The 22,384-nt window shown below is 68.5% G+C and carries 19 protein-coding genes; 6 read left to right on the forward strand and 13 right to left on the reverse strand.

Annotated elements, in window-relative coordinates; genetic code table 11:
• Positions 1-50: 50 nt before the first annotated feature.
• Positions 51-2,135, reverse strand: coding sequence for an acyltransferase family protein (locus Y706_RS0105220; RefSeq protein WP_043434902.1), 2,085 nt, complete (start codon positions 2,133-2,135; stop codon positions 51-53).
• Positions 2,136-2,317: 182 nt separating this feature from the next.
• Between Y706_RS0105220 and Y706_RS0105225 the strand changes: the two genes are divergently transcribed.
• Positions 2,318-3,286 (forward strand): DUF389 domain-containing protein, encoded by a 969-nt coding sequence (locus tag Y706_RS0105225; protein ID WP_028275744.1) that lies wholly within the window; start codon positions 2,318-2,320, stop codon positions 3,284-3,286.
• A 77-nt stretch (positions 3,287-3,363) separates the two neighbouring features.
• Here the strand turns inward: Y706_RS0105225 and Y706_RS0105230 are convergent, their stop codons facing one another.
• From Y706_RS0105230 to Y706_RS23780, 4 genes are all read right to left on the reverse strand, one after another.
• Positions 3,364-5,445, reverse strand: coding sequence for an acyltransferase family protein (locus Y706_RS0105230; RefSeq protein WP_253906693.1), 2,082 nt, complete (start codon positions 5,443-5,445; stop codon positions 3,364-3,366).
• Between the two features lie 268 nt (positions 5,446-5,713).
• Positions 5,714-7,324 (reverse strand): chaperonin GroEL, encoded by a 1,611-nt coding sequence (groL, locus tag Y706_RS0105235; protein WP_028275746.1) that lies wholly within the window; start codon positions 7,322-7,324, stop codon positions 5,714-5,716.
• A gap of 80 nt (positions 7,325-7,404) precedes the next feature.
• The gene (gene groES, locus Y706_RS0105240; RefSeq protein WP_028275747.1) at positions 7,405-7,701 is read right to left on the reverse strand and encodes a co-chaperone GroES; all 297 of its coding nucleotides are present in this window, start codon (positions 7,699-7,701) and stop codon (positions 7,405-7,407) included.
• Between the two features lie 733 nt (positions 7,702-8,434).
• On the reverse strand, positions 8,435-8,869 hold the full coding sequence (locus Y706_RS23780) for a hypothetical protein (protein ID WP_028275748.1): 435 nt from the start codon (positions 8,867-8,869) through the stop codon (positions 8,435-8,437).
• Between the two features lie 66 nt (positions 8,870-8,935).
• On the opposite strand from Y706_RS23780, the gene Y706_RS0105250 reads away from it, so the two are divergent.
• Complete coding sequence (locus Y706_RS0105250) at positions 8,936-10,159, forward strand: class I SAM-dependent methyltransferase (RefSeq protein ID WP_028275749.1); 1,224 nt, start codon at positions 8,936-8,938, stop codon at positions 10,157-10,159.
• Positions 10,160-10,268: 109 nt separating this feature from the next.
• Here the strand turns inward: Y706_RS0105250 and Y706_RS0105255 are convergent, their stop codons facing one another.
• Positions 10,269-11,102 (reverse strand): shikimate 5-dehydrogenase, encoded by an 834-nt coding sequence (locus Y706_RS0105255; protein ID WP_028275750.1) that lies wholly within the window; start codon positions 11,100-11,102, stop codon positions 10,269-10,271.
• A 309-nt stretch (positions 11,103-11,411) separates the two neighbouring features.
• On the opposite strand from Y706_RS0105255, the gene Y706_RS0105260 reads away from it, so the two are divergent.
• Positions 11,412-12,563 carry a glutamate--cysteine ligase gene (locus tag Y706_RS0105260; RefSeq protein ID WP_028275751.1) on the forward strand — a complete coding sequence of 384 codons (1,152 nt, stop codon included), beginning with the start codon at positions 11,412-11,414 and terminating at the stop codon, positions 12,561-12,563.
• Positions 12,564-12,643: 80 nt separating this feature from the next.
• Here Y706_RS0105260 and tsaD read toward each other — a convergent pair whose 3' ends face one another.
• The 6 genes from tsaD to Y706_RS0105290 form a co-directional block, all read right to left on the reverse strand.
• Entirely contained in the window at positions 12,644-13,744 is a 1,101-nt protein-coding gene (gene tsaD, locus Y706_RS0105265; protein WP_028275752.1) for a tRNA (adenosine(37)-N6)-threonylcarbamoyltransferase complex transferase subunit TsaD, read from the reverse strand.
• A complete protein-coding gene (rimI, locus tag Y706_RS0105270; protein WP_043434957.1) occupies positions 13,741-14,208 on the reverse strand; it encodes a ribosomal protein S18-alanine N-acetyltransferase in 468 nt (155 codons plus the stop codon). Before rimI ends, tsaD begins: the two co-directional genes overlap by 4 nt.
• Positions 14,209-14,255: 47 nt before the next feature.
• Positions 14,256-14,927: a tRNA (adenosine(37)-N6)-threonylcarbamoyltransferase complex dimerization subunit type 1 TsaB gene (gene tsaB / locus Y706_RS0105275; protein ID WP_028275754.1), complete on the reverse strand. Its 672-nt coding sequence runs from the start codon at positions 14,925-14,927 to the stop codon at positions 14,256-14,258.
• A complete protein-coding gene (gene tsaE, locus Y706_RS0105280) occupies positions 14,927-15,571 on the reverse strand; it encodes a tRNA (adenosine(37)-N6)-threonylcarbamoyltransferase complex ATPase subunit type 1 TsaE (protein WP_028275755.1) in 645 nt (214 codons plus the stop codon). The genes tsaB and tsaE overlap by 1 nt, the downstream gene beginning before the upstream one ends.
• Complete coding sequence (alr, locus tag Y706_RS0105285; protein WP_028275756.1) at positions 15,568-16,788, reverse strand: alanine racemase; 1,221 nt, start codon at positions 16,786-16,788, stop codon at positions 15,568-15,570. The genes tsaE and alr overlap by 4 nt, the downstream gene beginning before the upstream one ends.
• A 424-nt stretch (positions 16,789-17,212) precedes the next feature.
• The gene (locus Y706_RS0105290; RefSeq protein WP_028275757.1) at positions 17,213-18,304 is read right to left on the reverse strand and encodes a carbohydrate kinase family protein; all 1,092 of its coding nucleotides are present in this window, start codon (positions 18,302-18,304) and stop codon (positions 17,213-17,215) included.
• A gap of 93 nt (positions 18,305-18,397) precedes the next feature.
• On the opposite strand from Y706_RS0105290, the gene Y706_RS0105295 reads away from it, so the two are divergent.
• On the forward strand, positions 18,398-19,837 hold the full coding sequence (locus Y706_RS0105295; protein ID WP_028275758.1) for a family 4 glycosyl hydrolase: 1,440 nt from the start codon (positions 18,398-18,400) through the stop codon (positions 19,835-19,837).
• Between the two features lie 60 nt (positions 19,838-19,897).
• On the opposite strand, the gene Y706_RS23785 is transcribed toward Y706_RS0105295, so the two are convergent.
• Positions 19,898-20,257, reverse strand: a complete 360-nt coding sequence (locus Y706_RS23785; protein WP_084475939.1) for a GNAT family N-acetyltransferase — start codon at positions 20,255-20,257, stop codon at positions 19,898-19,900.
• Between the two features lie 166 nt (positions 20,258-20,423).
• Here Y706_RS23785 and mshA point away from each other — a divergent pair, with 166 nt between their 5' ends.
• Together mshA and Y706_RS23790 are read left to right on the forward strand one after the other, a co-directional pair.
• Positions 20,424-21,689: a D-inositol-3-phosphate glycosyltransferase gene (gene mshA, locus Y706_RS0105305; protein ID WP_028275759.1), complete on the forward strand. Its 1,266-nt coding sequence runs from the start codon at positions 20,424-20,426 to the stop codon at positions 21,687-21,689.
• A gap of 106 nt (positions 21,690-21,795) precedes the next feature.
• Positions 21,796-22,384, forward strand: a 589-nt coding sequence (locus tag Y706_RS23790) for a formate--tetrahydrofolate ligase (protein ID WP_043434907.1), incomplete at its 3' end; no start/stop codon positions are given.

A 22,384-nucleotide genomic window follows, 5' to 3' on the forward strand; every position in this document is an offset into this window, starting at 1 on the left:
CCGGCCGGGCCTGCTTCCGGGCCGGTGGGCGCCGGACGGTGGGCGCCGGCCTACTTCCAGCCGGTGGCGGCGAGCAGCCGCTGTTCGAACATGGGGATCATGGTCTGGACGTACGTCTTGGTCAGGTGGTTGTCGTCCTTGTACACGTACACGTTGCCGACCACCGCGGGGCATGTTCCGTTGGCGCAGATGAAATCGCTCATGTCCATGAGGTGCAGCCTGGGCACCTGGCCGCGGTAGGCGTCCAGCGGCGAGGACCCCGCGAGCGATTCCTGCTCCGGCACGTTGCACTCCGAGGCATCCGGGCCGTACTTCTGGACGCACTCGGGCATATTGATGGTGAAGCGGGGGTTGTCGCGGATGCCCACCACGTCCATGCCGGCGTCGGTGAAGGGCTTGATGCCCGCCAGGTACTCAGGCACTTCGGTCTCGAACGGCGCTTCCTTGTGGGTCAGGGACGCAACCGTGAAAACGGCGTCGGGGCGGTGGTCCAGGACGTACTGCGCGCTGGCCCGGTTGAAGGCGTTGCAGTCCGCGTCCCGCTCCGGGGACTCCCCGCCGAAGCGGCAGTTGCCTTTCAGGAGCGTGACAACTTCCCAGCCGTGGCTTTTCGCGATGGGGCCCAGCGCCGCCATGTACTGCTGGGCATGGGAGTCACCGAGCACCACGATCCGTTTGGTGACCTTGTCCGGCTTGTTGTTCTGCAGGCACCCCTGAAGCAGGGGGTCGCTGGGGACGTTGGCGTCCGTGCACAGCCCGTCGATGTCCGCCCACTCGTTCTTCATCGCCGCCGGCGCGGGGATGATCTTGGCTTCCGGCGTGGGCTTGCCGGCGTTTTCCGGTGCCAGGGCGGCCGCGCCGGGGGTCAGTTCCTTGGGCTGGGACGCCGCCTCGGCTTCGTCGGCCAGGAGCTGGCTCTGCCACACGGCGACGGGACCCGCCAGCAGGGCACCACAGGCGGCGATCACGACGGCGGTCCGCCAGGCGCGGCGCTTGGGCCAGTGCCATTCGCGCAGCGGCTTCTCGACGAAACGGGTGGTGAGCACGGCCAGGACGAGGGACGCGGCAACGATGCACAGCCCCTGGAACAGGTTGGGTGCCGTGATGCCCGCCCCGGCGAGGGCCAGGACCAGCAGCGGCCAGTGCCAGAGGTAGAGCGCATAGGAGTTATCCCCCAGCGCCACCAGGGGTTTCCAGGTCAGGAAGCGGTCAACCCCGAAGCGGCTGCCGCTTTGACCGGCGGTGATGATCGCGGCGGCGGCCAACGTGGGCCACAGCGCGATGAATCCGGGGAACGAACGGTCCACGGTCAGCAGGAGCCCGCAGGAGAGCATGGCCACGAGGCCGGCCCAGCCGAGCACGACGCGCAGGACCCTGCCCGGCTTCAGGTACGGCAGGGCGAGGGCAAGGAGCGAGCCGAGCGCGAACTCCCAGAGCCGGGCGCCGGTATCGAAGTAGGCGTGGGCCTGGTTCGTTGCGGTCTGCTGGATCGAGTAGGCCAGGGACACGGCGAAGATGGCGCCGAAGGCCGCGGCCAGCAGGGAGCGGTAACGCAGCAGGACGTGGTCCTGGCCGGTCCGGCGGCGGAGCAGGCGGGAAAGAAGTGCGGTGCCGGCAAAGACGAGCGGCCAGAGCACGAACACCTGGCCCTGGATCGAGAGTGACCAGAAGTGCTGGAGCGGGCTCGCGCCCGAATGGTCCTGGGCGTAGTAGTCCACGGCGCTGTCCGCCAGGAGCCAGTTCTGCCGGTACAGCAGGGAGGCCCAGGCCTGTTCAAGGACGTCGGGCCAGCGGCTTTGCGGCAGGATGGCCCAGGTTCCGGCGAGGACGCCGAGAACCACCACGACGACGGCGGGCAGCAGGCGCTTGAGCAGATGCAGCCAGTGGCTGAGCAGCCGCAGCGGCGCGCCGCTTTCGACTTTCCGTGTGAAGCTGAGTGTCATCAGGAAGGCTGAAATGAGGAGGAAGATGTCCACGCCGCCGGAGACCCGGCCCAGCCACACGTGGTACGTGACCACCATGAGGACCGCGAGGGCGCGAAGGCCCTGGACTTCGGGGCGGTAGCTTGTTTTTCGGGTCGCCGGAGAACCTGCATCCGCCCGTGGCGGGGTGACGGTGGTTCGCTCGTTCGACACAAAGATCCCTTCCGGCCGGTTTCCAAAACATCAATGTTACCGAAACGTAATTTTCTTTGCCAATCACACGGGCCCGGCGGCGTCCTTCACACGCCTGGCCGGCGGGGCATCCAGAGGGGCCGGCCGGCGCCTTCGGCCGCGGGGCGGAGGCTAGGCTGGTAGGAGTCTGAGGAGGCCGCCAAGTGATCGTGCAGGTGCGCATTTGTGTTCCGGGTGAATTGTCCGGAGTTGTTCTCGAAAGTTGTACAAACCACGTCGGCGTCTCGGAGGTGGCGCTCGCGAAGGCCTCTTCCGTCACGCCGCCCGGGGACGTCATCGAGGTTTTGCTGGCCCGGGAATCCGTGGAGGGGCTCGTGGAGAAGCTGCACGCCCTCGATGTCCAGCAGCGGGGATCGATTACGGTCATCGCACCGGACCTTGTGCTCTCGGACCGCGCCGACAGGGCGGAGGCGGAGGCTCCAGGTGAGGGCGCGGACGCCGTGATCTGGGACGAGGTGTCGCGGCAGACCGGCGAGGATTCGCGCCTGACGTGGAGTTTCCTGGCGTTCCTGGTCCTGGCGACCCAGCTGGCGGCCATCGGCATCGTGACGGACTCCACCATTGCGATTGTCGGTGCCATGGCCGTAGGCCCGGAGTTCGGCCCGCTGGCTGCCCTGGCCGTGGCCCTGGTCCGGCGCCAGCGGCGGCTTGGCCGTGACGCGGCCCTGGCCCTCGGCGTTGGTTTTCCCGTCGCGATGCTGGCCGCCGCGCTGACCGCGTGGCTCTCCGTGCCACTCGGGCTGTTCCCCGCGGACGCGCTGGACCACGGTTCAGCAGTTGAATTCATCTACCACCCCGGCCCCTATTCCCTGATCGTCGCCGTCCTCGCCGGGACAGCCGGGATGCTGTCGGTCATCAGCCGGCGCTCGGCGGCGCTGATCGGGGTGTTCATCTCCGTCACCACGGTGCCGGCAGCCGGGTTCGTGGCCGTGGCACTGGTCCTGGGCGAGTACCAGAAGGCAGCCGGCTCCGCCCTGCAGCTGTTCCTGAACCTGGTCGGAATCGTCGTGGCCGCCGTCGGCGTCCTGCTGTTCTACCGGCTGGTGACCAGGCGGCTGGCACCGGACACCGCCCGCCAGCTGAGGCGCAGGGCGGACCGCTCCCAGCACTGACCCACGGGCGCCGCAGGTGCCCGCGACGGCCGGCAGTCCCGGGGAACGTCGGGCTTAGGGGCCGGGGAACGTCGGGCTTAGGGGCCCCATCCGGTCGCGGCGAGGAGCCTCTCGCTGAACATGGGGGCCATACTGGCCGCATAGCTCCGGCTGAGGTGGTTGTTGTCCAGGTAGACGTAGGTGTTGCCGACCGCGCCCGGGCATTCCGTGCCGGTGCAGATCAGGTCAGTCATGTCAACGAACGCGACGCCCGGCAGCTTGGCCTCGAGCGCGGCCAAGGGATTCGTTGCCGCAAGGAGGCCCTGCTCGCGCGGCCTGCAGTCCGGCGCGTCGGCACCCTTTGTCGCTACGCACTCTGCCATGTTGAAGGTAAAGCGTGGATTGTCCCGGAGGGCCACGACCTTGATGCCCTCGTCCGTCCAAGCCTTCGCAGTGGCTTCGAAGCCCGGGATCACGGTCTCCTGTGGCGACGACGGCGCCGCCTCAGTGCCCACGATGATGATGGCGTCCGGCGGGTTGTTCTTCACTTCCGATGCGACGGCCGCATTGAAATTGTCGCAATCCGCCGAGACGTGCTGCGGCGCTATGTTGGGTTTGCAGGCACCCTTGAGCATGGCGTAGAGCCGCCAGCCCTTCTCATCGCTGAGGGGAGCAATCGAGCCCAGCCATTGCTGTGCGTGGGAATCCCCGATCACGAGGACCTTTTTCGCTCCGGTGTCGGATTGGTTGTTCTGGAAACAGTCCTTCTGAAGGACCGGGTCCTGCGGCTGCAGGTCACCGGAGCACGAATTCGGGAGGCTGGCCCAGTCCTGCGGCAGCGTCTGCGGGGTGGGGAGCAGGACGGCGTTCGCGTCGGCCTGGTCCACAAAGCCCGGCGTCAGCGCCAAGGCGCCCGGGTTGTTCTTCGGGGCTTGGGCCAGGACTGCTTCGCTTTCGAGGTGCTGCTGGATCTGAATCCCGGCCAGCGGCACGGCGGCGGTGACCACGGCCACGCCGATGGCAACGAGGGCACGGCGCCGCCGCACCTCCGGCCACTGCCACTCACGCCAGGGCTTCTCAATGAAGCGGGTGGTGAGGTAGGCGAGCACCAGTGAAACAGTGACTATGACGGCGCCTGTGATCAGACCAGCCTTTTCCCTGTGCATCACGGCAAGGGCGATGACCAGAACCGGCCAGTGCCACAGGTACAGGGCATACGAAATGTCGCCCAGCCGGACCAGGGGCTTCGAACTCAGGATGCGGTCGACGCCCAGCTTGCTGCCCGACTGCCCGGCTGCGATGACACAGGCGGCCGCCAGGGTGGGCCAGAGCGCCACGAACCCGGGGAAGGAAGCCTGGACGTTGAGCAGGAGGCCGCAACTGAGCATGGCCACAATGCCCAGCCAGCCAAGCCCGACCCGCCAGGCCCGCGGAAGCCGCAGGGCAGGAAGGGCCAAAGCCACCAGCGTGCCCAGGGCAAACTCCCACAGCCGGGCCCAGGTGTCGAAGTACGCCTCCGTTTGGCTCGCCTGCGTGAAGACGATCGAGTAGAGCAGCGAAACAACGAAGATCACGGCGAAGATGTAGCACAGCAGCACGCGGTAGCGGAGCCTGAAGCGCTTGGCGGCGACCGCGGCCCCCACAAAAATGAGCGGCCACAGGATAAAGACCTGTCCCTGGATCGAAAGGGACCAGAAATGCTGGAAGGGGCTGGCCTGGCTGTGGTCCGCGGCGTAGTAGTTCGTCGCCTGGGTCTGCAGGAGCCAGTTCTCGGCATAGCCCAGCGAGGCCCAGCCCTGGTTGATGATTTCCATCCACCGGGTCCGGGGCAGGAAGAGGACCGTTGCGGCAAGGATGGCCACAAGGACGGTGACGGCGGCCGGGACGAGGCGCCGGAACAGGTGCAGCCAGTGCTTGATGAGGGCCATGGACCGGCCCTGCTCGTAGCGGCCCACGAACTGCAGCGTCATGAGGAAGGCCGAGATCAGCAGGAAAACGTCCACGCCGCCGGACACCCGGCCCAGCCAGATGTGATAGGTCATGACCATCAGCACGGCGAGGGACCGGAGTCCCTGGATTTCGGGCCTGAAGGTGGATTTTCGGCCGGACTTGGCTGCGGGATCGTGCCCCGCCGCGGCATTCTGCCGGGCAGGCCGGGGCAAGGTTCCTTGCTGTGTCATAGAACTACCCCTCAACCAGATAACCAAAGCCTCCATGTTACCAAAACGTAATTTTGATGGCCAATCGCCACGGTGGCCACTGATCCCCATTGAGGCATGCCAACGTGGGAGTTTCCAGTGAACCCGCGACGCTGGAGCGGCACCTGACGGGTTAACTCTGCCAGAATCACGGCAACTTGCGGCCACGAACACGGCAGAACGGCAGCAGTGACTCGACAGAAAAAGGGACGGCCCGGCAGATGCCGGACCGTCCCCCTGCGGGCAGAGCCTAGTGCTTGTGCCCTGCGTGCTCGTCTTCGTCAGCCGGCTTCTCCACCACGAGGGTTTCTGTGGTGAGGACCAGCGCCGCGATGGACGCCGCGTTGCGCAGAGCCGCACGCGTCACCTTCACGGGGTCGATAACGCCGGCGGCGATCAGGTCTTCGTATTCGCCGGACTTGGCGTTGAAGCCCTGGTTCACGGCGGATTCGGCGACCTTGGCAACGACGACATAGCCGTCGAAGCCGGCGTTCTGGGCGATCCAGCGCAGCGGCTGGGTCAGGGCGCGGCGGACAATGCCGACGGCGGCAGCCGCGTCACCTTCGAGGGCCTGAACGGCGGGGTCCTCGTCGAGCGCCTTCAGCGCGTGGATGAGGGCGGAGCCGCCGCCGGCCACAATGCCCTCTTCGAGGGCAGCGCGGGTGGAGGACACGGCGTCCTCGATGCGGTGCTTCTTTTCCTTCAGCTCAACCTCGGTGGCAGCGCCGACCTTGATCACGCCGATGCCGCCGGCCAGCTTGGCCAGGCGTTCCTGCAGCTTTTCCTTGTCCCAGTCCGAATCGGTGCGGGTCAGCTCGGCGCGCAGCTGGGCAACACGGGCGGCGACGTCCTCGGCCGAACCGGCGCCGTCGACGATCGTGGTGTTGTCCTTGGTGACCGTGATGCGGCGTGCGGTGCCGAGCACCTCAAGGCCAACGGTGTCCAGGCTCAGGCCCAGCTCCGCGGAGACAACCTGCGCACCGGTCAGGGTCGCGATGTCCTGCAGCATGGCCTTGCGGCGGTCACCGAAGCCCGGCGCCTTGACGGCGACGACGTTCAGCGTGCCGCGGATGCGGTTGACGATCAGCGTGGACAGGGCCTCGCCCTCGACGTCTTCGGCGATGATGAAGAGCGGCTTGGAGCTCTGCAGCGCCTTTTCCAGCAGCGGCAGGAAGTCCTGCACAGAGGAGATCTTGCCCTGGTTGATCAGGATCAGGGCGTCCTCGAGGACGGCCTCCTGGCGTTCCGCGTCAGTGACGAAGTACGGGGACAGGTAGCCCTTGTCGAACTGCATGCCCTCGGTCAGGACCAGCTCGGTCTGCGTGGTGGAGGACTCCTCGATGGTGATCACACCATCCTTGCCGACCTTGCCGAACGCCTCGGCCAGGAGCTCGCCGACCTCGTCGCTCTGGGCGGAGATTGCGGCCACGTTGGCAACCTGCGTGCCTTCAACCGGGCGCGCGTTCTCCAGCAGGCGGGCGGCAACGGCCTCGACCGAAACCTCGATGCCGCGCTTGATTTCGCCCGGTGCGGCGCCTGCCGCTACGTTGCGCAGGCCTTCCTTGACCAGGGCCTGGGCCAGAACGGTGGCGGTGGTGGTGCCGTCGCCGGCAACATCGTTGGTCTTGGTGGCGACCTCCTTGGCAAGCTGCGCGCCAAGGTTCTCGTAGGGGTCGTCCAGCTCGACTTCACGGGCGATGGTCACACCATCGTTGGTGATCGTGGGGGCGCCCCACTTCTTGTCCAGTACGACGTTGCGGCCGCGCGGGCCCAGCGTGACCTTGACGGTGTTGGCGAGCTTATCGATGCCGGCTTCAAGCGACCGGCGGGCAGCGTCGTTAAACGCAAGCTGCTTTGCCATGGTTTTGTCCTTTCAAGACAGAACCCCGCGCAACTGATCCGTTCATTGCGAAGGATCGGCTGCGCGGGGGTCCAAGAGAGTTACTTTACGACGATCGCCAGAACGTCGCGGGCGGAGAGTACGAGGTACTCGGTGCCGCCGGTCTTGACTTCGGTTCCGCCGTACTTGGAGTAGATGACGACGTCGCCGACGGCAACGTCAACGGGAACGCGGTTGCCGTTGTCATCGAAGCGGCCGGGGCCTACTGCAACAACTTCGCCTTCCTGCGGCTTCTCCTGCGCGGAGTCCGGGATAACCAGGCCGGAAGCCGTGGTCTGCTCGGCTTCGAGCGGGCGGACAACAATACGATCCTCAAGAGGCTTAATAGAGACCGACACTCGGACCTCTCCTTTTCGTCAGCAAATTCGTGGACTATGAAGCGGTGATGCCAAGGCGCACAGACCGTCGTCGCGGTGCCGGCAGCGTGCCTGGCGGAACGCGCTTCATGTGTTAGCACCCTCCTAGGGAGAGTGCTAATGACGACTCTATGTAAATGGTTAGCACTCGGTCAAGGCGAGTGCCAGAAATTCGTTCCGGGTGAACATTTTCCCTTGGGGGACATGCCCATTTTTTGTTGCGGCCAGAGGACACTTGGGCCTCATGCTCACTGCACGCGCTGAGCGATGGACATGCCCAACGGATACGGGCCGCCGGAGCGGAAATATCCAACGTGCGTGGGCTGTCCGGGAGGACATGCCCATTTTTTGCTGCGGCCAGAGGACACTTAGGCCTCATGCTCTGTGCCCCTGCTGAGCGATCGACGTGCCCTACGACGGCGGCCGGTCCAGAGGGCCATGCCCATTCTTTGTTGCGGCCAGAGGACATTTGGGCATCATGCTCTGTGCCCGTGCTGAGCGATGGACATGCCCAACATGCGTCGGCTACCCGGGAGGAAATGCCCACTCTTGAAGCTCAGCGGTGGACATACCCAACGGGTGCGGGCTGCCGGGGAGGACATGTCCATCCGCGGCGCAGGAGGCTGGGCATGTCCCGTGGCCCGTGGCCGTTGGCACTGCCTGGCGGTGCGGGCGCCTGCCCATTAGCCCGTCTATTCGCGCGCCTCCTGGCTGGCTACTGGTCTGCGAGGTCGTCGAAGTCCACGTCCTCGCCGTCGTCTTCGTCCGTGTTCTGGCCCTCGTCATTCCGGTGCCGGAACATCAGCACGGCGCCGGCGGCGGCCAGCAGAATGCCGGCGATGAGGAAGATGATGCCGCCGAGCCGGGCCGCGGCATAGGTCTCGCGGATGGCCCTGGCCTCGTCCGTAGCGTCCTGGACGTTCTTGCCGCCGACGGAATACACGGTGGCGTTGAAGGAATCGAGGAAGAAGATAATCACCAAAAGTGCGACGGACACGACGGCGATCACCGCTCCGGCGATCAGCGCCGGTTTTGCGTAGCGGGCCAGTCCCTGCGGGCGCCGGCGCTCCTGCCCGGCGTCGTCGTTGCCGACCGTGTCCTGCCCGGCCGTGTCCGCTGAGATGCTGTCGCCTGTGCCGCTGTCTTCCATGCCATCAAGCCTAGCCCCCGCCGTCCGGTCACATCGCGCCCGCGGACCTCAACTACGCTGGATGCCATGACTGACGCACCGCAGGAACATATTGCCCCGATCCTCACCCCCGAGGGCTGGGAGCTGCTGGCGTCGTTGGGCCCGTACCGCGAGGACGAGGCCTTCCGCCTCACGGCGTCGCTGCGCAAGGCCGGCCACTCCCCCGAACTGGTCTCGGCCGTGCTCACCCAGTCCCGGCTGCGGACCAAGGCCGAGGCCAAATTCGGCGAATTCGCCCGGCAGATGATTTTCACGAAGGCCGGTCTGGAACAGGCAACCCGGCTCACGGTGGCGGCACGGCACGCGCAGCGGTTCGCGGAGGCCGGGATCGGCCACGTCGCGGATCTCGGCTGCGGGCTCGGGGCGGACTCCATGGCCCTGGCATCCCTGGACCTGGTGGTCACGGCCGTGGAAATGGACGAGGCCACAGCCGCCTGCGCCACGATGAACCTGATCCCGTTCCGCAATGCCACAGTGGTCCATTCCGATGCCACGTCGGTATCGCTCGAGGGGGTCGACGGCGTCTGGCTCGACCCGGCCCGGCGCACGACGTCCACCTCGGGTACCAAACGGATCTGGGATCCGGAGGATTTCTCCCCGCCGCTGTCCTTCGTGGAGTCACTCGCCGGCTCCGGCCGCGCCGTCGGCGTGAAGATGGGACCGGGCATGCCGCACGATTCCGTGCCGGCCGGCTGCGAGGCGCAGTGGGTCTCCGTGGGCGGGGACGTGACCGAGGTGGCCCTGTGGTTCAACGCGGTGCGGCGTCCCGGGGTGCGGCGCGCGGCCCTCGTGCTCGGGCCCCTTGGTTCCGCTGAGCTCACCAGCGGCGAGGACTTCGGTGCCGGCCCGGTGGCGCCCGTGGGACCCGTGGAGGGGTACCTGTACGAGCCCGACGGCGCGGTGATCCGCGCTGGCCTGGTGGCCGACGTCGCCCTCCAGCTGGGCGGGCACCTCGTGGACGAGCACATCGCCTACATCTGCGCCCCGGAGCTGCATGACACCCCGTTCGCCAAGGCCTACAGGGTCCTGGAGGTGATGCCGTTCAACGTCAAGGCACTCAAGGCCTGGGTCAAGGATCAAGGCATCGGGGTCCTGGACATCAAGAAGCGCGGTATGGCTGTCACGCCCGAAGAGCTGCGCAAGCAGCTCCTGCCCGGCGGCAGCGCAAAGCACAAGGACAAGAAAGCAGCCACCCTGGTCCTCACCAGGATCGGTGAGGACCGGGTGGCCGTCTCGGTGGACCCCGTCTAGACCCGCCCGAGGGATCCCGTCGGCGCAGTGCCCGGCGGCGCAGTGCCCCGCCGCCGGATCTCAGCGAAGCGGCCGGGCAACTGGGCTACAGGGCTAGTGGGCCACTGGGCTACTGGGCCCGCGTGAAGTCCTCGGCTGCCCGGATTTGCTCGTCGGTCGGCCGGACGCCGGTGTACAGCACGAACTGCTCGAGCGCCTGGATCGTGGCGACCTCGGCTCCGGTGATCACGGTCTTGCCGGCCGCGCGGCCGGCCTTGATCAGCGGTGTCTCGGCCGGGAGCGCGACGACGTCGAACACCACCTTGGCGGCGTCGATGGCCTCCTGCGGGAACGGCAGCGCGGCGGCGTCCGGGCCGCCGGCCATCCCGATGGGGGTGACGTTGATGAGCATGTCCGCCGTGCCGGTACCGGACGCCGCAGAGCCCAGGTCCGCGCGCCAGGCGAAGCCGTACTGTTCGGCCAGGGCGCGGCCGGGGCCCTCGTTGCGGGCCACGACGGTCACGTCCTTAAACCCGGCATCCCGCAGCGCGGCCACGGCGGCCTTGGCCATGCCGCCGGCGCCCAGGACCAGCACCGAGTAGTCCGTGGGGACTGCATAGCTCTGCAGGAGCTGCTCGATAGCGGTGTAGTCGGTGTTGTACGCCGTGAGCCGGCCGCCGTCGTTGACGATGGTGTTGACCGAGTCGATGGCCTTCGCCGACGGGTCCATGACGTCAACGAGGGCGATCACGTCCTCCTTGTAAGGCATGGACACGGCGCAGCCGCGGATGCCGAGGCCGCGCACCCCGGCGATCGCCTGGGCGAGGTCGGTGGGGGCAAAGGCCTTGTAGATCCAGTTCAGGCCCAGCTGTTCGTACAGGTGGTTGTGGAAGCGCGTCCCGTTGTTGCTGGGCCGGGCCGAGAGCGAGATACACAGGGTCATGTCTTTGTTCAGAATGGGCACAGCTCCATTAAACGCCAGGATCGCTCCGGCTACCCGCAGCCCAACGCGCAACCGCGCGCGCCGTCGCTGACCAGCGATGTTGTGAATACACTCACGCACCAGCGGCAACTTTGACACCGTCCCGGGGCCGCCCCTGCACTAGACTTGGACCACCCGTAGCCCTGCCGGCCGCCCGGCCGGCGCACTGGTGTGTGGGAAATTGCATGTGACACCGCCGGTGCCATGTCCAGAGGCATGTCCGAGGATGTTTGCCAGCGCATTTCCCCGCCAGGACCACGGCCAGCGACAGCAGAACAGTGAAGGGACCACATGAAGATCGAGTTCGCTTCATCCAGGCAGTCGACTCTTGGCGTGGAATGGGAGCTGGCGCTCGTCGACGCCGAGACCGGTGAGCTGGCCTCCGTGGCGAACCAGGTGCTGCGCGGCGTCGCGGCCCGGCATCCCGAACTCAATGAGGACGACGAGCACCCGCACATCAAGCAGGAGCTGCTGCTTAACACCGTGGAGCTCGTCACCGGCATCTGCACCACCGTCGCGGAGGCCAAGGCGGACCTGAGCAGCTCGCTCGCGGCTGTCCGGGACGTGACCGATCCGATGGGCGTGGAGATCTTTTGCGCCGGGAGCCACCCCTTCAGCCCGCCCCAGCTGCAGCCCGTTACGGACAAGGCACGCTACGCCAAGCTCATTGACCGGACCCAGTGGTGGGGCCGGCAGATGGTCATTTACGGCGTCCATGTGCACGTCGGACTGGACAGCCGGGACAAGGTCCTTCCGGTGCTGGACGGCCTGGTCAATTACTTCCCGCATTTCCAGGCGCTCTCCGCGTCCAGCCCGTTTTGGGGCGGCGAGGACACCGGATACGCCTCGCACCGCGCCCTCATGTTCCAGCAGCTGCCCACCGCCGGGCTGCCGTTCCAGTTCGCCAGCTGGGAGGACTACGAGTCCTACGTCCAGGACATGTTCACCACAGGTGTGATTGACACGCTCTCCGAGATCCGATGGGACATCCGCCCCGTTCCGGCGCTTGGCACCATCGAGATGCGCATTTGCGACGGCCTGGCCACCCTCGAGGACGTCGGGGCGATCGCGGCGCTGACGCAGTGCCTTGTCGACGAATTTTCCACCACGCTGGAAAACGGCGGCACCATTCCCACGATGCCCCCGTGGCATGTGCAGGAAAACAAGTGGCGCGCGGCCCGGTATGGCCTGGACGCGATCATCATCCTCGACGCCGACGGCAACGAGCAGCTCGTAACGGAGCACCTGCGCGAGACGCTCAAGCGGCTTGAGCCGGTGGCGGCGAAGCTGGGCTGCAGCGCCGAACTGGCCGACGTCGAGAAGATCATCGAGCGCGGCGCCGGCTACCAGCGGCAGCGCCGGGTCGCCGCCGAGCACGGCGGGGACCTGCGCGCCGTCGTCCTGGACCTGGTCAAGCAGATGCGCCAGGGTCCGGACGCCTAGCTCCCGCGGCAGCCGCAACGCAGGCGGCCGGAGCCCCAGGCCGTCCTACCTTCACGCGGACGAAGCCTCAGGCTGTGGCCTCAGGCGGAGACGGTCGTGACCGGCATTGAGGAATCCGGGGCAAAACCGATCCCGCTCGGTTGCACGCCGGCCATCACCAGTTGCGCCCCGAGCGCGGCCACCATGGCGCCGTTGTCCGTGCACAGCGGCAGCGGCGGCACCGTCAGCCGGATGCCGGCCGCACTGCAGCGTTGTTCGGTGAGCTGGCGCAGCCGCGAGTTGGCGGCGACCCCGCCACCCAGGAGGACCTCCGTGATGCCGTTTTCGCGGCAAGCGAGCACCGCCTTGGCGGTAATGACATCCACCACGGCTTCCTGGAAGGCCGCGGCGATGTCCGCCACGGGCACCTCCTCGCCGCGGGCCTCGAACTGCTCCACGCAGCGGGCGACGGCGGTCTTGAGCCCGCTGAAGGACCAGTCGTAGCGGTGCGGCCCGGGTTCCTCGGCGGTCCCCATGTACTTGGGCTGGGTGAGCCCGCGCGGGAACCGGATGGCTTTGGCGTTGCCCGTGCGCGCGAGCTTGTCGATGGCCGGACCGCCCGGGTAGCCCAGGCCCAGAAGCCGCGCCACCTTGTCATACGCTTCGCCGGCGGCGTCATCGATCGTGGAGCCCAGCAGCTCGACGTCGTCCGTGATGCTCCGGATCCGCAGGATCTCGGTATGGCCGCCGGAGACCAGGAGCGCGCCCATATTCTCCGGCAGGGCGTGCGGCGTTGTTTGCGGCGACGACGCGCCGGCGCCCTGCTGCAGGAGCCCGACGCCGACATGCGCCACCAGGTGGTTGATCGCGTAGAGCGGTTTGCCGGTGGCGACGGCGAGCGCCTTGGCCGCGCACACCCCCACCATAAGGGCACCTGCCAGGCCCGGCCCGGAGGTGACGGCGATCGCGTCGATGTCCGCGAGCGTCACTCCCGCCTCCGCGAGGGCCTCCTCGAGGGTGGGGACGAACGCGTCGAGGTGGGCACGGGAGGCGATCTCGGGGATCACGCCGCCGAAGCGGACGTGTTCGTCCATGGAGGACGAGACGGTGTTCGTCAGCAGGGTGGTCCCCCGGACGATGCCGACGCCGGTTTCGTCGCACGAGGACTCAATGCCGAGCACGAGCGGCTGGGTGCGGTTCATGGTCGGCCTGCTTCCGTTGGCTGGGGGCTGAGCGGTTCACGGGGCAGCTGGAGCCGCATGATCAGGGCGTCGATGCCGTCGCGGTAGTAGCGGGGCCGGACGTGGATCTGTTCGAAGCCGAAGCGCAGGTAGAGCTGCTGGGCCCGGGGGTTGTCCGCCCTGACCTCGAGCAGCACGTCCTGGGCGTGCCGGCGCCGGCTTTCCGCGATCAGCTCGGTGAGCAGGGCAGAGCCGATGCCCTTGCCTTCCTGCTCCGGCACCACGGCGATGGTCTGGACGTCCGAGATCGGCTCGATGCACATGAGCCCGGCATAGCCCACGATCCCGCCGTGGACCTCCGCCACGAGGTAGCGGCGGGTATCCACCTGCGCCAGCTCGTCGTGGAACATCTGCAGCGGCCAGGCATCCACGGGAAAGAGCCGGAGTTCCAGGGCGTGGATGGCGGGGATGTCCGCGGCGTCCATGTCCCGCAGGGTGACCCCGCCGGGCAGCCGGACGGCTCGCTCCGCGCTCACAGGGCACGCTTCCGGGGTCCGGGCACCTGGGCGTCGGATTCGCGCAGGTACAGGGGGGTGGAGTCCAGGAGCTGTTCCCCCGCGGAGAGCCGGGCGAGTGCGAACTGGCCGAGCGAGAGGGCCTCCGGCTGGCGGGTGCTGAATTCCGCGACCGCCTTGACTGCGTCGGAGTAGATTCCTGCCCCGGCACCGTAGACGGGCAGATCCGGCAGGTCCGCGGCGAATCCCACGTGCGGGCCGTCCTCCAGATGCGGCAGCTGGGCATCGGAGAGGGTGTACCGGGCCCAGTACACTTCCTTGCGGCGCGCATCGGTGGCGACAATGAACTCCGCTGCCGAGTCGGTGGATTCGGCTACTTCCAGGGCGATCGCGTCCAGGCTCATGACGCCGTACAGCGGCTTGCCCCAGACAAAGGCGAGGGTGCGGGCCGTGACGATCCCGGAGCGCAGCCCCGTGAACGGGCCGGGGCCGACGCCGGTGACGATAGCGTCGACGTCGTGCCCGCTGACGCCGGCCTCAGCCAGGAGCCCGTCGATCCCCGGGGCCAGGACCTCCGCGTGGGTGCGCGTGTCCTCGGTGGCGAAGCTGGCGAGCACGGATTCCGGCGCATCATCGGAGACCAGGGCGGCGCTGGCGACAGCTGAAGTGTCGATGGCGAGGATCAGCATCAGGGATTCCGTTCCGGGGTCTGGGGCGTGGTCCCGGGCAGGGGCCCGGCGCCGGGCATGGTCTCGGGGCCGGGCAGCGTCGGCGCTTCGGCCCAGCGCGGGCCGAAGCCGCGGATCACGACGGTCCGCGGTTCGTCGTCGTCGTCCGTGTCGAAATCCAGAACGGGACTGGCGCCGGTTTCGGCTGGGGTTTCGGGGGTTTGGGCGGAAGCGGCGGCGCCTCCGCGGGTGCGGTGGAGTTCGACCTCCAGCCGGCTGTCGCTGAGGTGCTCAACCCGGCCGCGGCCCCACTCGACCACCGTCACGGCGCTGTCCATGGTGTTTTCAAGATCGATGTCGTCGATTTCAGCGGCCGACTCCAGCCGGTAGGCGTCCACATGCACCAGGTCCGGCCCGCCCGGCCGGGGTCCTCCGGGCAGGTTGGGGTGGATGCGCACCAGGACAAAGGTCGGCGAGATGATGCCGGCCCGCACTCCCAGGCCCTCCCCCAGCCCCTGCGTGAACGTGGTCTTCCCGGCACCCAGTTCGCCGGTCAGGACCAGCAGATCGCCGGTTTCCAGCACGGCGCCGAGGGCCGCGGCGAGCGCATGCGTCTGCGCCGCCGTGTGGACCTCAAGGCTCCGTTCCCACGCGGGCGCGCTCACGGCCGCTCTTCGCCGGTGGAGGGCTCTTCGTTCAGGTAGCGGCGCGGCACGCGGGGGCTGATCCTGGTGACGATCTCGTAGTTGTTGGTACCGGCGGCCTTGGCCCAGTCATCGGCTGTGGGTCCGCCGTCGGCGCCGTCGCCAAACAGCACTGCCTCGGCGCCGAGGATGCTCGGGCCTCCGGCCGCCACGTGGCGGGGTCCGAGGTCGATCACCATCTGGTCCATCGCAATGCGGCCCACTACCGGATAGTTCACGCCCTCGACCCGGACGGGGCCACCGGTGGCGATGCGCGGCACGCCGTCGGCGTAGCCCAGCGGGATGAGCCCGAGGGTGCTGACGCCGTCCGTGCGGTAGTTCAGCCCGTAGGAAACGCCCTGCCCGGCGGGCACGTCCTTGCAGTGCGAGACCACCGTGCGGACCGTCATGGCCGGGCGCAGCCCGAGCTCGGCCGGGCTTTGCCCTTCGAAGGGTGACAGCCCGTACAGGCCCAGCCCCACGCGGACCAGGTCAAAGTGGGTGTCCGGCCGGGAGAGGGTGGCCGGGGTGTTGGCGAGGTGGCGGACCTCGGGGTCCACGCCGGCGTCCTGGGCGACGGCGAGGACCTGGCGGAACGCGGCGAGCTGCTCGTCGGTTTCGGGCCGTTCGGGTTCGTCGGCGACGGCCAGGTGGGAGAAGATACCCACGACCCGGAGCAGGCCCTGGTCCTGGTGTTCCATGGCTTCGCCGACCAGGCTGTCCCAGGCATCGAGGGTGGCGCCGTTGCGGCCGAGCCCGGTGTCGACCTTCAGGTGGACGCGGGCGGGCCGTTCCTGCTCGCGGGCCGCGGCCACGATCCGGTCCAGCTCCCAGCCCGAGCAGCCGATGTCGATTCCTGCGGCCACTGCGGCGGCGAAGTTGCTGTCCGGGGTGTGCAGCCAAGCCAGCAGCGGCGCCTCGATCCCGGCGGCACGCAGGGCGAGGGCCTCGGAGATGTGGGCGACGCCAAGCCAGCTGGCCCCCGCGCCGAGGGCCGCGCGGGCCACCTGGACGGCGCCGTGCCCGTACGCGTCGGCCTTGACCACGGCCATGACCTGCGCGGGTGAGGCCACCGCTGCGATGCGGCGGACGTTGTGCCGGATGGCGTCGAGATCGATTACGGCTGAGCGCTCCTCAGCGTGGGCCGGCACTGCCGCCGAACCGGGCAGGAGATCGCCTGTTGCTGCTTGGTAAGTCACCTAACGATTCTAGGCGCGGCGCTGCGGGCCGAATAATCGGGCGGGTCCGGCCACCGCTGGACATGCCCATTCCTCCCCGCGGGAGATGCCCAATCTTCACACCCACGGCCGCGCAGAACGGGTCCATGCCCACGCCCCGGCCCCAGCGGAGGACATGCCCACTGGTGGCACGAATCCGGCCGGACCCACCGCGGTACATGCTCATTCTTCACACCCAAGGCCACGCAGAACGGGTCCATGCCCACGCCCCGGCCCCACCGGAGGACATGTCCAGTGGTGCCACAAATCCCGGCCGGACCCACCGCGGGACATGCCCAATCTTCACACCCAAGGCCGCGCACAACGGGTCCATGCCCACGCCCCGGCCCCACCGGAGGACATTTCCAGTGGTGCCAGCCACGAAAGCCCAGCCGCGCCCGCCCGTCTACGCGTCGGACTGGTGGGCGATGGTCGCCGTCGCGCGCCGCTGCGCCTCGGGCGGGACGTCGTGCACGATCTCTTCCAGGAAGCGGTAGCGGCGAAGCCATTGGCTGCTTTGCCGTTCCTTCCGGGCGTTGGCCCGCTGCCACCAGTCGGCAATGTCGCCCCAGCCGGGCGCGGCCAGCGAGCCGCCCACCTCCTGGACGGCCAGGGCGGCGCACAGATTGGCGAAGCGGAGACGGTCTCCCAGCGGCCAGCAGGCCAAGGAGCCGACAATGAAGGCCGCACCGAAGCAGTCACCGGCGCCGGTGGGATCGTAGGCCCGGACCGGCAGGGACGGGACCCACTCCTCCTCCCCCGTTTCCGAATCCACGGCCATGGATCCCTGGGCGCCGAGGGTGACCACCGCCACCGGAACCCGGTCCGCAAGCGAGTACAGGGCGGACCAGGGGTCGTCGCAGCCCGTGAAGTTCATGGCCTCGTGCTGGTTCGGCATGAAAGCGTGGAAATACTTCAGGTTGTCCAGCCGGGTCGAGGACCACGCGCCGGTGGGGTCCCAGCCGACATCGCCGAACAGCTGGACGCCGTTCTTGTGCGCGTCGACAGCCCACGGTTCGAGCTCCTCCCCCAGCTCCGCAACGGCTGCGAGCGCCGGCGGCGGGCATCCGACCAGCTCGGTGGAAGTCACCGGCGCCGGGTGCCCGTGCGTCACCATGGACCGGTCCTTCTCCACGCTCAAGGACACCGTGACGGGCGAATGCCAGCCTGGAACACGCCGGGACAGGGACAGGTCCACGTGTTCCTGGGCGGCCAGAATCTTCCAGTTGTAGTCACCGTAGCCGTCATCGCCGAACACGGCGGCAAGACCGGTCCGCAGTCCCAGCCGGGAGGCGGCGATGGCCTGATTGGCGACGCCCCCGGGGCAGCTGCCCATCCCGTCGCTCCAGATTTCCGTGCCGGGCTGCGGCGCGTGGGGCAGCCCGGTGAAGATGATGTCCTGGAACACGGTCCCGGTCAGGAGCAGGTCGAATCCGTCCGCGGCCGGGCTGCGGACGGCAGAGAGCGGATCAAATCTCCGCGCCGGGGTCGCGTCCATATACGGCACATTACGCCGTACCGCCGTCGAGGGATACCAGGGGAAAGCGGGGCCCAAACCGGCGGGGAACAAGACGGGGAATAGACTGTCCGCATGCGGCTCACGATCGCCGGCGGGGGCGGCTTCCGCGTCCCCCTGGTCTACCGGGCGCTCTCTGCCGGGCCTTTCGCAGGGCTGGTGCGGGAGCTGATGCTCTACGACGTCGACCCCGCCAGGCTGGCGGCCATCGAGGCGGTCCTGGCCTCCCTGGCCCGGCAGGGGCCGCCGGGTTCCGGCCCGCGGGGTTCCGGCCCGCAGATCCGTGCCGTGTCCTCCCTCCCCGAAGCCCTGGACGGCGCCGACATGGTCTTCGCCGCCATCCGGCCCGGCGGCACCGCCGGCCGGACCGCCGACGAGCGGATCGCCCTGGACCTCGGACTCCTGGGCCAGGAAACCACAGGCGCCGGCGGGATCTCCTACGCGCTGCGCTCCATTCCGCCGATGCTGCGGCTCGCAGAGGAAATGCGGAGCCGCTGCCCCGGGGCGTGGCTGCTCAACTTCACCAACCCCGCCGGCATGGTCACGGAGGCCCTGGTCCCCGTGCTCGGCCCCAAGGTGATCGGGATTTGCGACTCCGCCAGCGGCCTGGTGCACCGCGCGGCGCGGGCCGCCGGCGTCGCGCTGCCCGAGGGCACGCTCGACGGCGTGGGCTACTACGGCCTGAACCACCTCGGCTGGCTGTACCGGCTGGAAGCCGGGGGCCGGGACGCCCTCCCGGCACTGCTCGCGAACCCTGCGGCGCTGTCGGAATTCGAGGAAGGCCGGCTGTTCTCCCCCGGGTTGCTGGCCAGCCTTGGCTGCCTGCCGAATGAATATCTTTTCTACTACTACGACACCGTTCGGGCGGTCGCCGGCATGCGCGCCGCAGGTCAGACCCGGGGGGAATCGATCGCCCGGCAGCAGGCCGAGCTCTATCCCCGGCTGGCTGCCGCCGGAGCCGAGGCTTTTGCGCTGTGGGAGGGCGCCCGCAGGTCCCGCGAGGAGGGCTACCTCGCGGAGGCCCGCACCTCGGGCGAACGCCGCGACGAGACCGACCTCGCCGGCGGCGGCTACGAGCGGGTGGCGCTGGCGGCCATGCGCGCCCTCTCCGGCGGCGGCCCGGCGGACCTGATCCTCAACACGCGCAACGCCGTCACCACCCCCGGGTCCGCCGGCCCGGAAGCGGGCAGCGCCGGATCCGGCGCGCAGGTGGTGCCGGCTGTCCCGGGGCTGCCGGCCGACGCCGTCGTCGAAGTTCCGTGCCGGGTGACGCCAGACGGCGCCGGGCCGGTCCCGCAGGACCGTCCGGGACCGGCGCAATTGGAGCTGCTGCGGCGCGTCAAGGACGTCGAACGGCTCGTGGTGGAGGCGGCGACGACCGGCCGGCGGGAGGCGGCCCTCGCCGCGTTCGCCAGGCATCCGCTCGTGGATTCGGATGACCTCGCCGGAAAACTGCTGGCCGGCTATGAAGCAGCGTTCCCGGAACTGGGCCGTCTCTGGCACGGCGGGCCGTAGCTGCCCGTGGGCCTTAACGGCCCGCCAACATCAGCGTCCCGCGGCACCGGGCCGTCAACCCTAGAGCTTTCGGTACATCACGTGCAGGCCCACGTAGCCCAGTTCAGGGTGGTTGAACGCCTCGGGAATGGTCGCGAGCACCTCGAAGCCCATGGATTTCCAGGCTGCCACGGCCCGGACATTGCTTTCCACGACGGCGTTGAACTGCATGGCCCGGAAACCGGCGCCGCGCGCGGCGTCGAGTGAATAGGCGCAGAGGGCCCGGGCCAGTCCGCGGCCGGCCTGGGCCGGGTGGACCATGTAACCCGCGTTGGCCACATGGCTGCCGCCGCCGCCCTGGTTGGGGTGCAGCTCGCCGGTGCCAAGGATCGCGCCCAGATGCCCGGCCAGTCCTCCGGGCCAGCCTCCCGGATGGTCCAGCCGGCTGCAGGTTCTTGTCCTGTCGTTGTGTTCACAGCGGCCACGTTAGCAGCACGCCCTGGTCTGCCGACCGAGCCTGCGGGCCCGTGAACCGGCAGGCACTTCAGGAGTAATGTTTTATCGACATGCATTGCGCAGAAAGAAATGGGCAGAGGAAAGGGGAACCGTGTCGCTGATCCGCCGCGTCGCCTTCCTTTCCCTGCACACCTCACCCATGGAACAGCCCGGCTCCGGTGACGCCGGCGGCATGAACGTGTACGTCCGCGCGCTGGCCGCGGCCCTCGCCGAAACCGGCGTGGAAGTGGAGATCTTCACCCGGTCCACCTCGGCCACCCAGCCCGCCGTCGAACACCCATCCCCGGGCGTGTGCGTGCACAACGTCCTCGCCGGGCCGCCCCGGAAGCTGCCCAAGGAGGAACTTCCGGGGCTGCTGCACAGCATGGTCGCCGAGATCAACCGGATCCGGCAGCTCCAGCCGCACGGCCGGTATGACGTCATCCATTCCCACTACTGGGTCTCCGGGGTGGCCGGGCTGGAGCTCGCGGAGCTGTGGCGGCTGCCCCTCGTCCACACGATGCACACGATGGCGAAGGTCAAGAACCAGCTCCTCGAGTCCGGCGAACAGCCCGAGCCACGGCGGCGTGAGGACGGCGAGCACCGGATTGTCGACGGCGCCACCCGGATGATCGCCAATACCGGCACGGAAGCGGCCGAGCTGGTCTCGCACTACAACGCCGACATCGACCACATTGACGTCGCGCCGCCCGGCGTGGACCTGGCCGTCTTCACGCCGGCCTTCAGGAACAGGGCCAGGGCCCAGCACGGCATCGCCCCGGACAAGTTCCATCTGCTGTTCGCGGGCCGGATCCAGCGGCTCAAGGGCCCGCAGATCCTGATCAAGGCGGCGGCGCTCCTGCGCTCCCGGCGCCCGGATATCGACCTGCAGCTGACCATCCTGGGGGCCGTCAGCGGCGCCAAGGACTTCAACCTCAAGACGCTGATCAGCGCCGCCGGAATGGACGACGTCGCCACCCACCACCCGCCGGTGAACGCCCCGGAGCTGGCCGGCTGGTACCGGTCCGCCGACGTCGTGGTGATGCCCTCCTACAGCGAGTCCTTCGGTCTGGTGGCGCTGGAAGCGCAGGCCTGCGGGACGCCGGTGCTCGCCACGAAAGTCGGCGGCCTCTCCCGCGCCGTCCAAGACGGACGGACCGGGATGCTGATCGAGGGCCACAAGGCCAGCGACTGGGCGGACGCCCTTGAGTCGCTCTTCGACGACACCCAAACCCGCACCGACATGGGGCGCGCCGCCGCGATCCATGCCCAGGAGTTCGGCTGGCAACGCACCGCCGCGATTACGCTGGAGAGCTACCACACAGCCGTGAGCCAGTATTTTGGAAGCCTGACCATCCCGGTGGGCCACACACCCTGAACCGGATCCACCCCTCCGCCCGCTCCAACCCCTCCGACCGCTCCAACCCCGCCCGGCGACACCGGACCGGGACAAACCCGCCGACGCCACGAGCCGAAGGACAACGATGTCTGAGACCACCACTGCCGGGAACAACGTCCCCAGCGACCTGGAAATTGCCCAGCGGGCAGTCATGAAGCCGATCGGGCAGATTGCGGCGGCCGCCGGCATCACCCCGGACGCGCTGGAGCTCTACGGACCCTACAAGGCCAAGATCGACCCTGCGAAGCTGACCGTTGCGGCGGGCGCCCCCGTGCGAGCGCCCGGCAAGGTGGTGCTGGTCTCCGCGATGTCGCCCACCCCCGCCGGCGAAGGCAAATCCACCACGACGGTGGGGCTCGCGGATTCCCTGGCCCGGGCCGGGCACAGCGTGATGATCGCGCTGCGCGAACCCTCGCTCGGCCCCATCCTGGGCATGAAGGGCGGCGCGACCGGCGGCGGCTACTCCCAGGTGCTGCCGATGGACCAGATCAACCTGCACTTCACCGGCGATTTCCACGCCATCACCTCGGCGAACAACGCCCTCATGGCCCTCGTGGACAACCACATCTTCCAGGGCAACGAGCTCAACATCGATCCGCGCCGGATGACGTTCAAGCGCGTCCTGGACATGAACGACCGGTCCCTCCGGGAGGTCGTGATCGGCCTCGGCGGGC

The sequence above is a fragment of the Arthrobacter sp. I3 genome (assembly GCF_000520575.1).
In the GTDB taxonomy this organism is placed as follows: Bacteria; Actinomycetota; Actinomycetes; order Actinomycetales; family Micrococcaceae; genus Arthrobacter; species Arthrobacter humicola_A.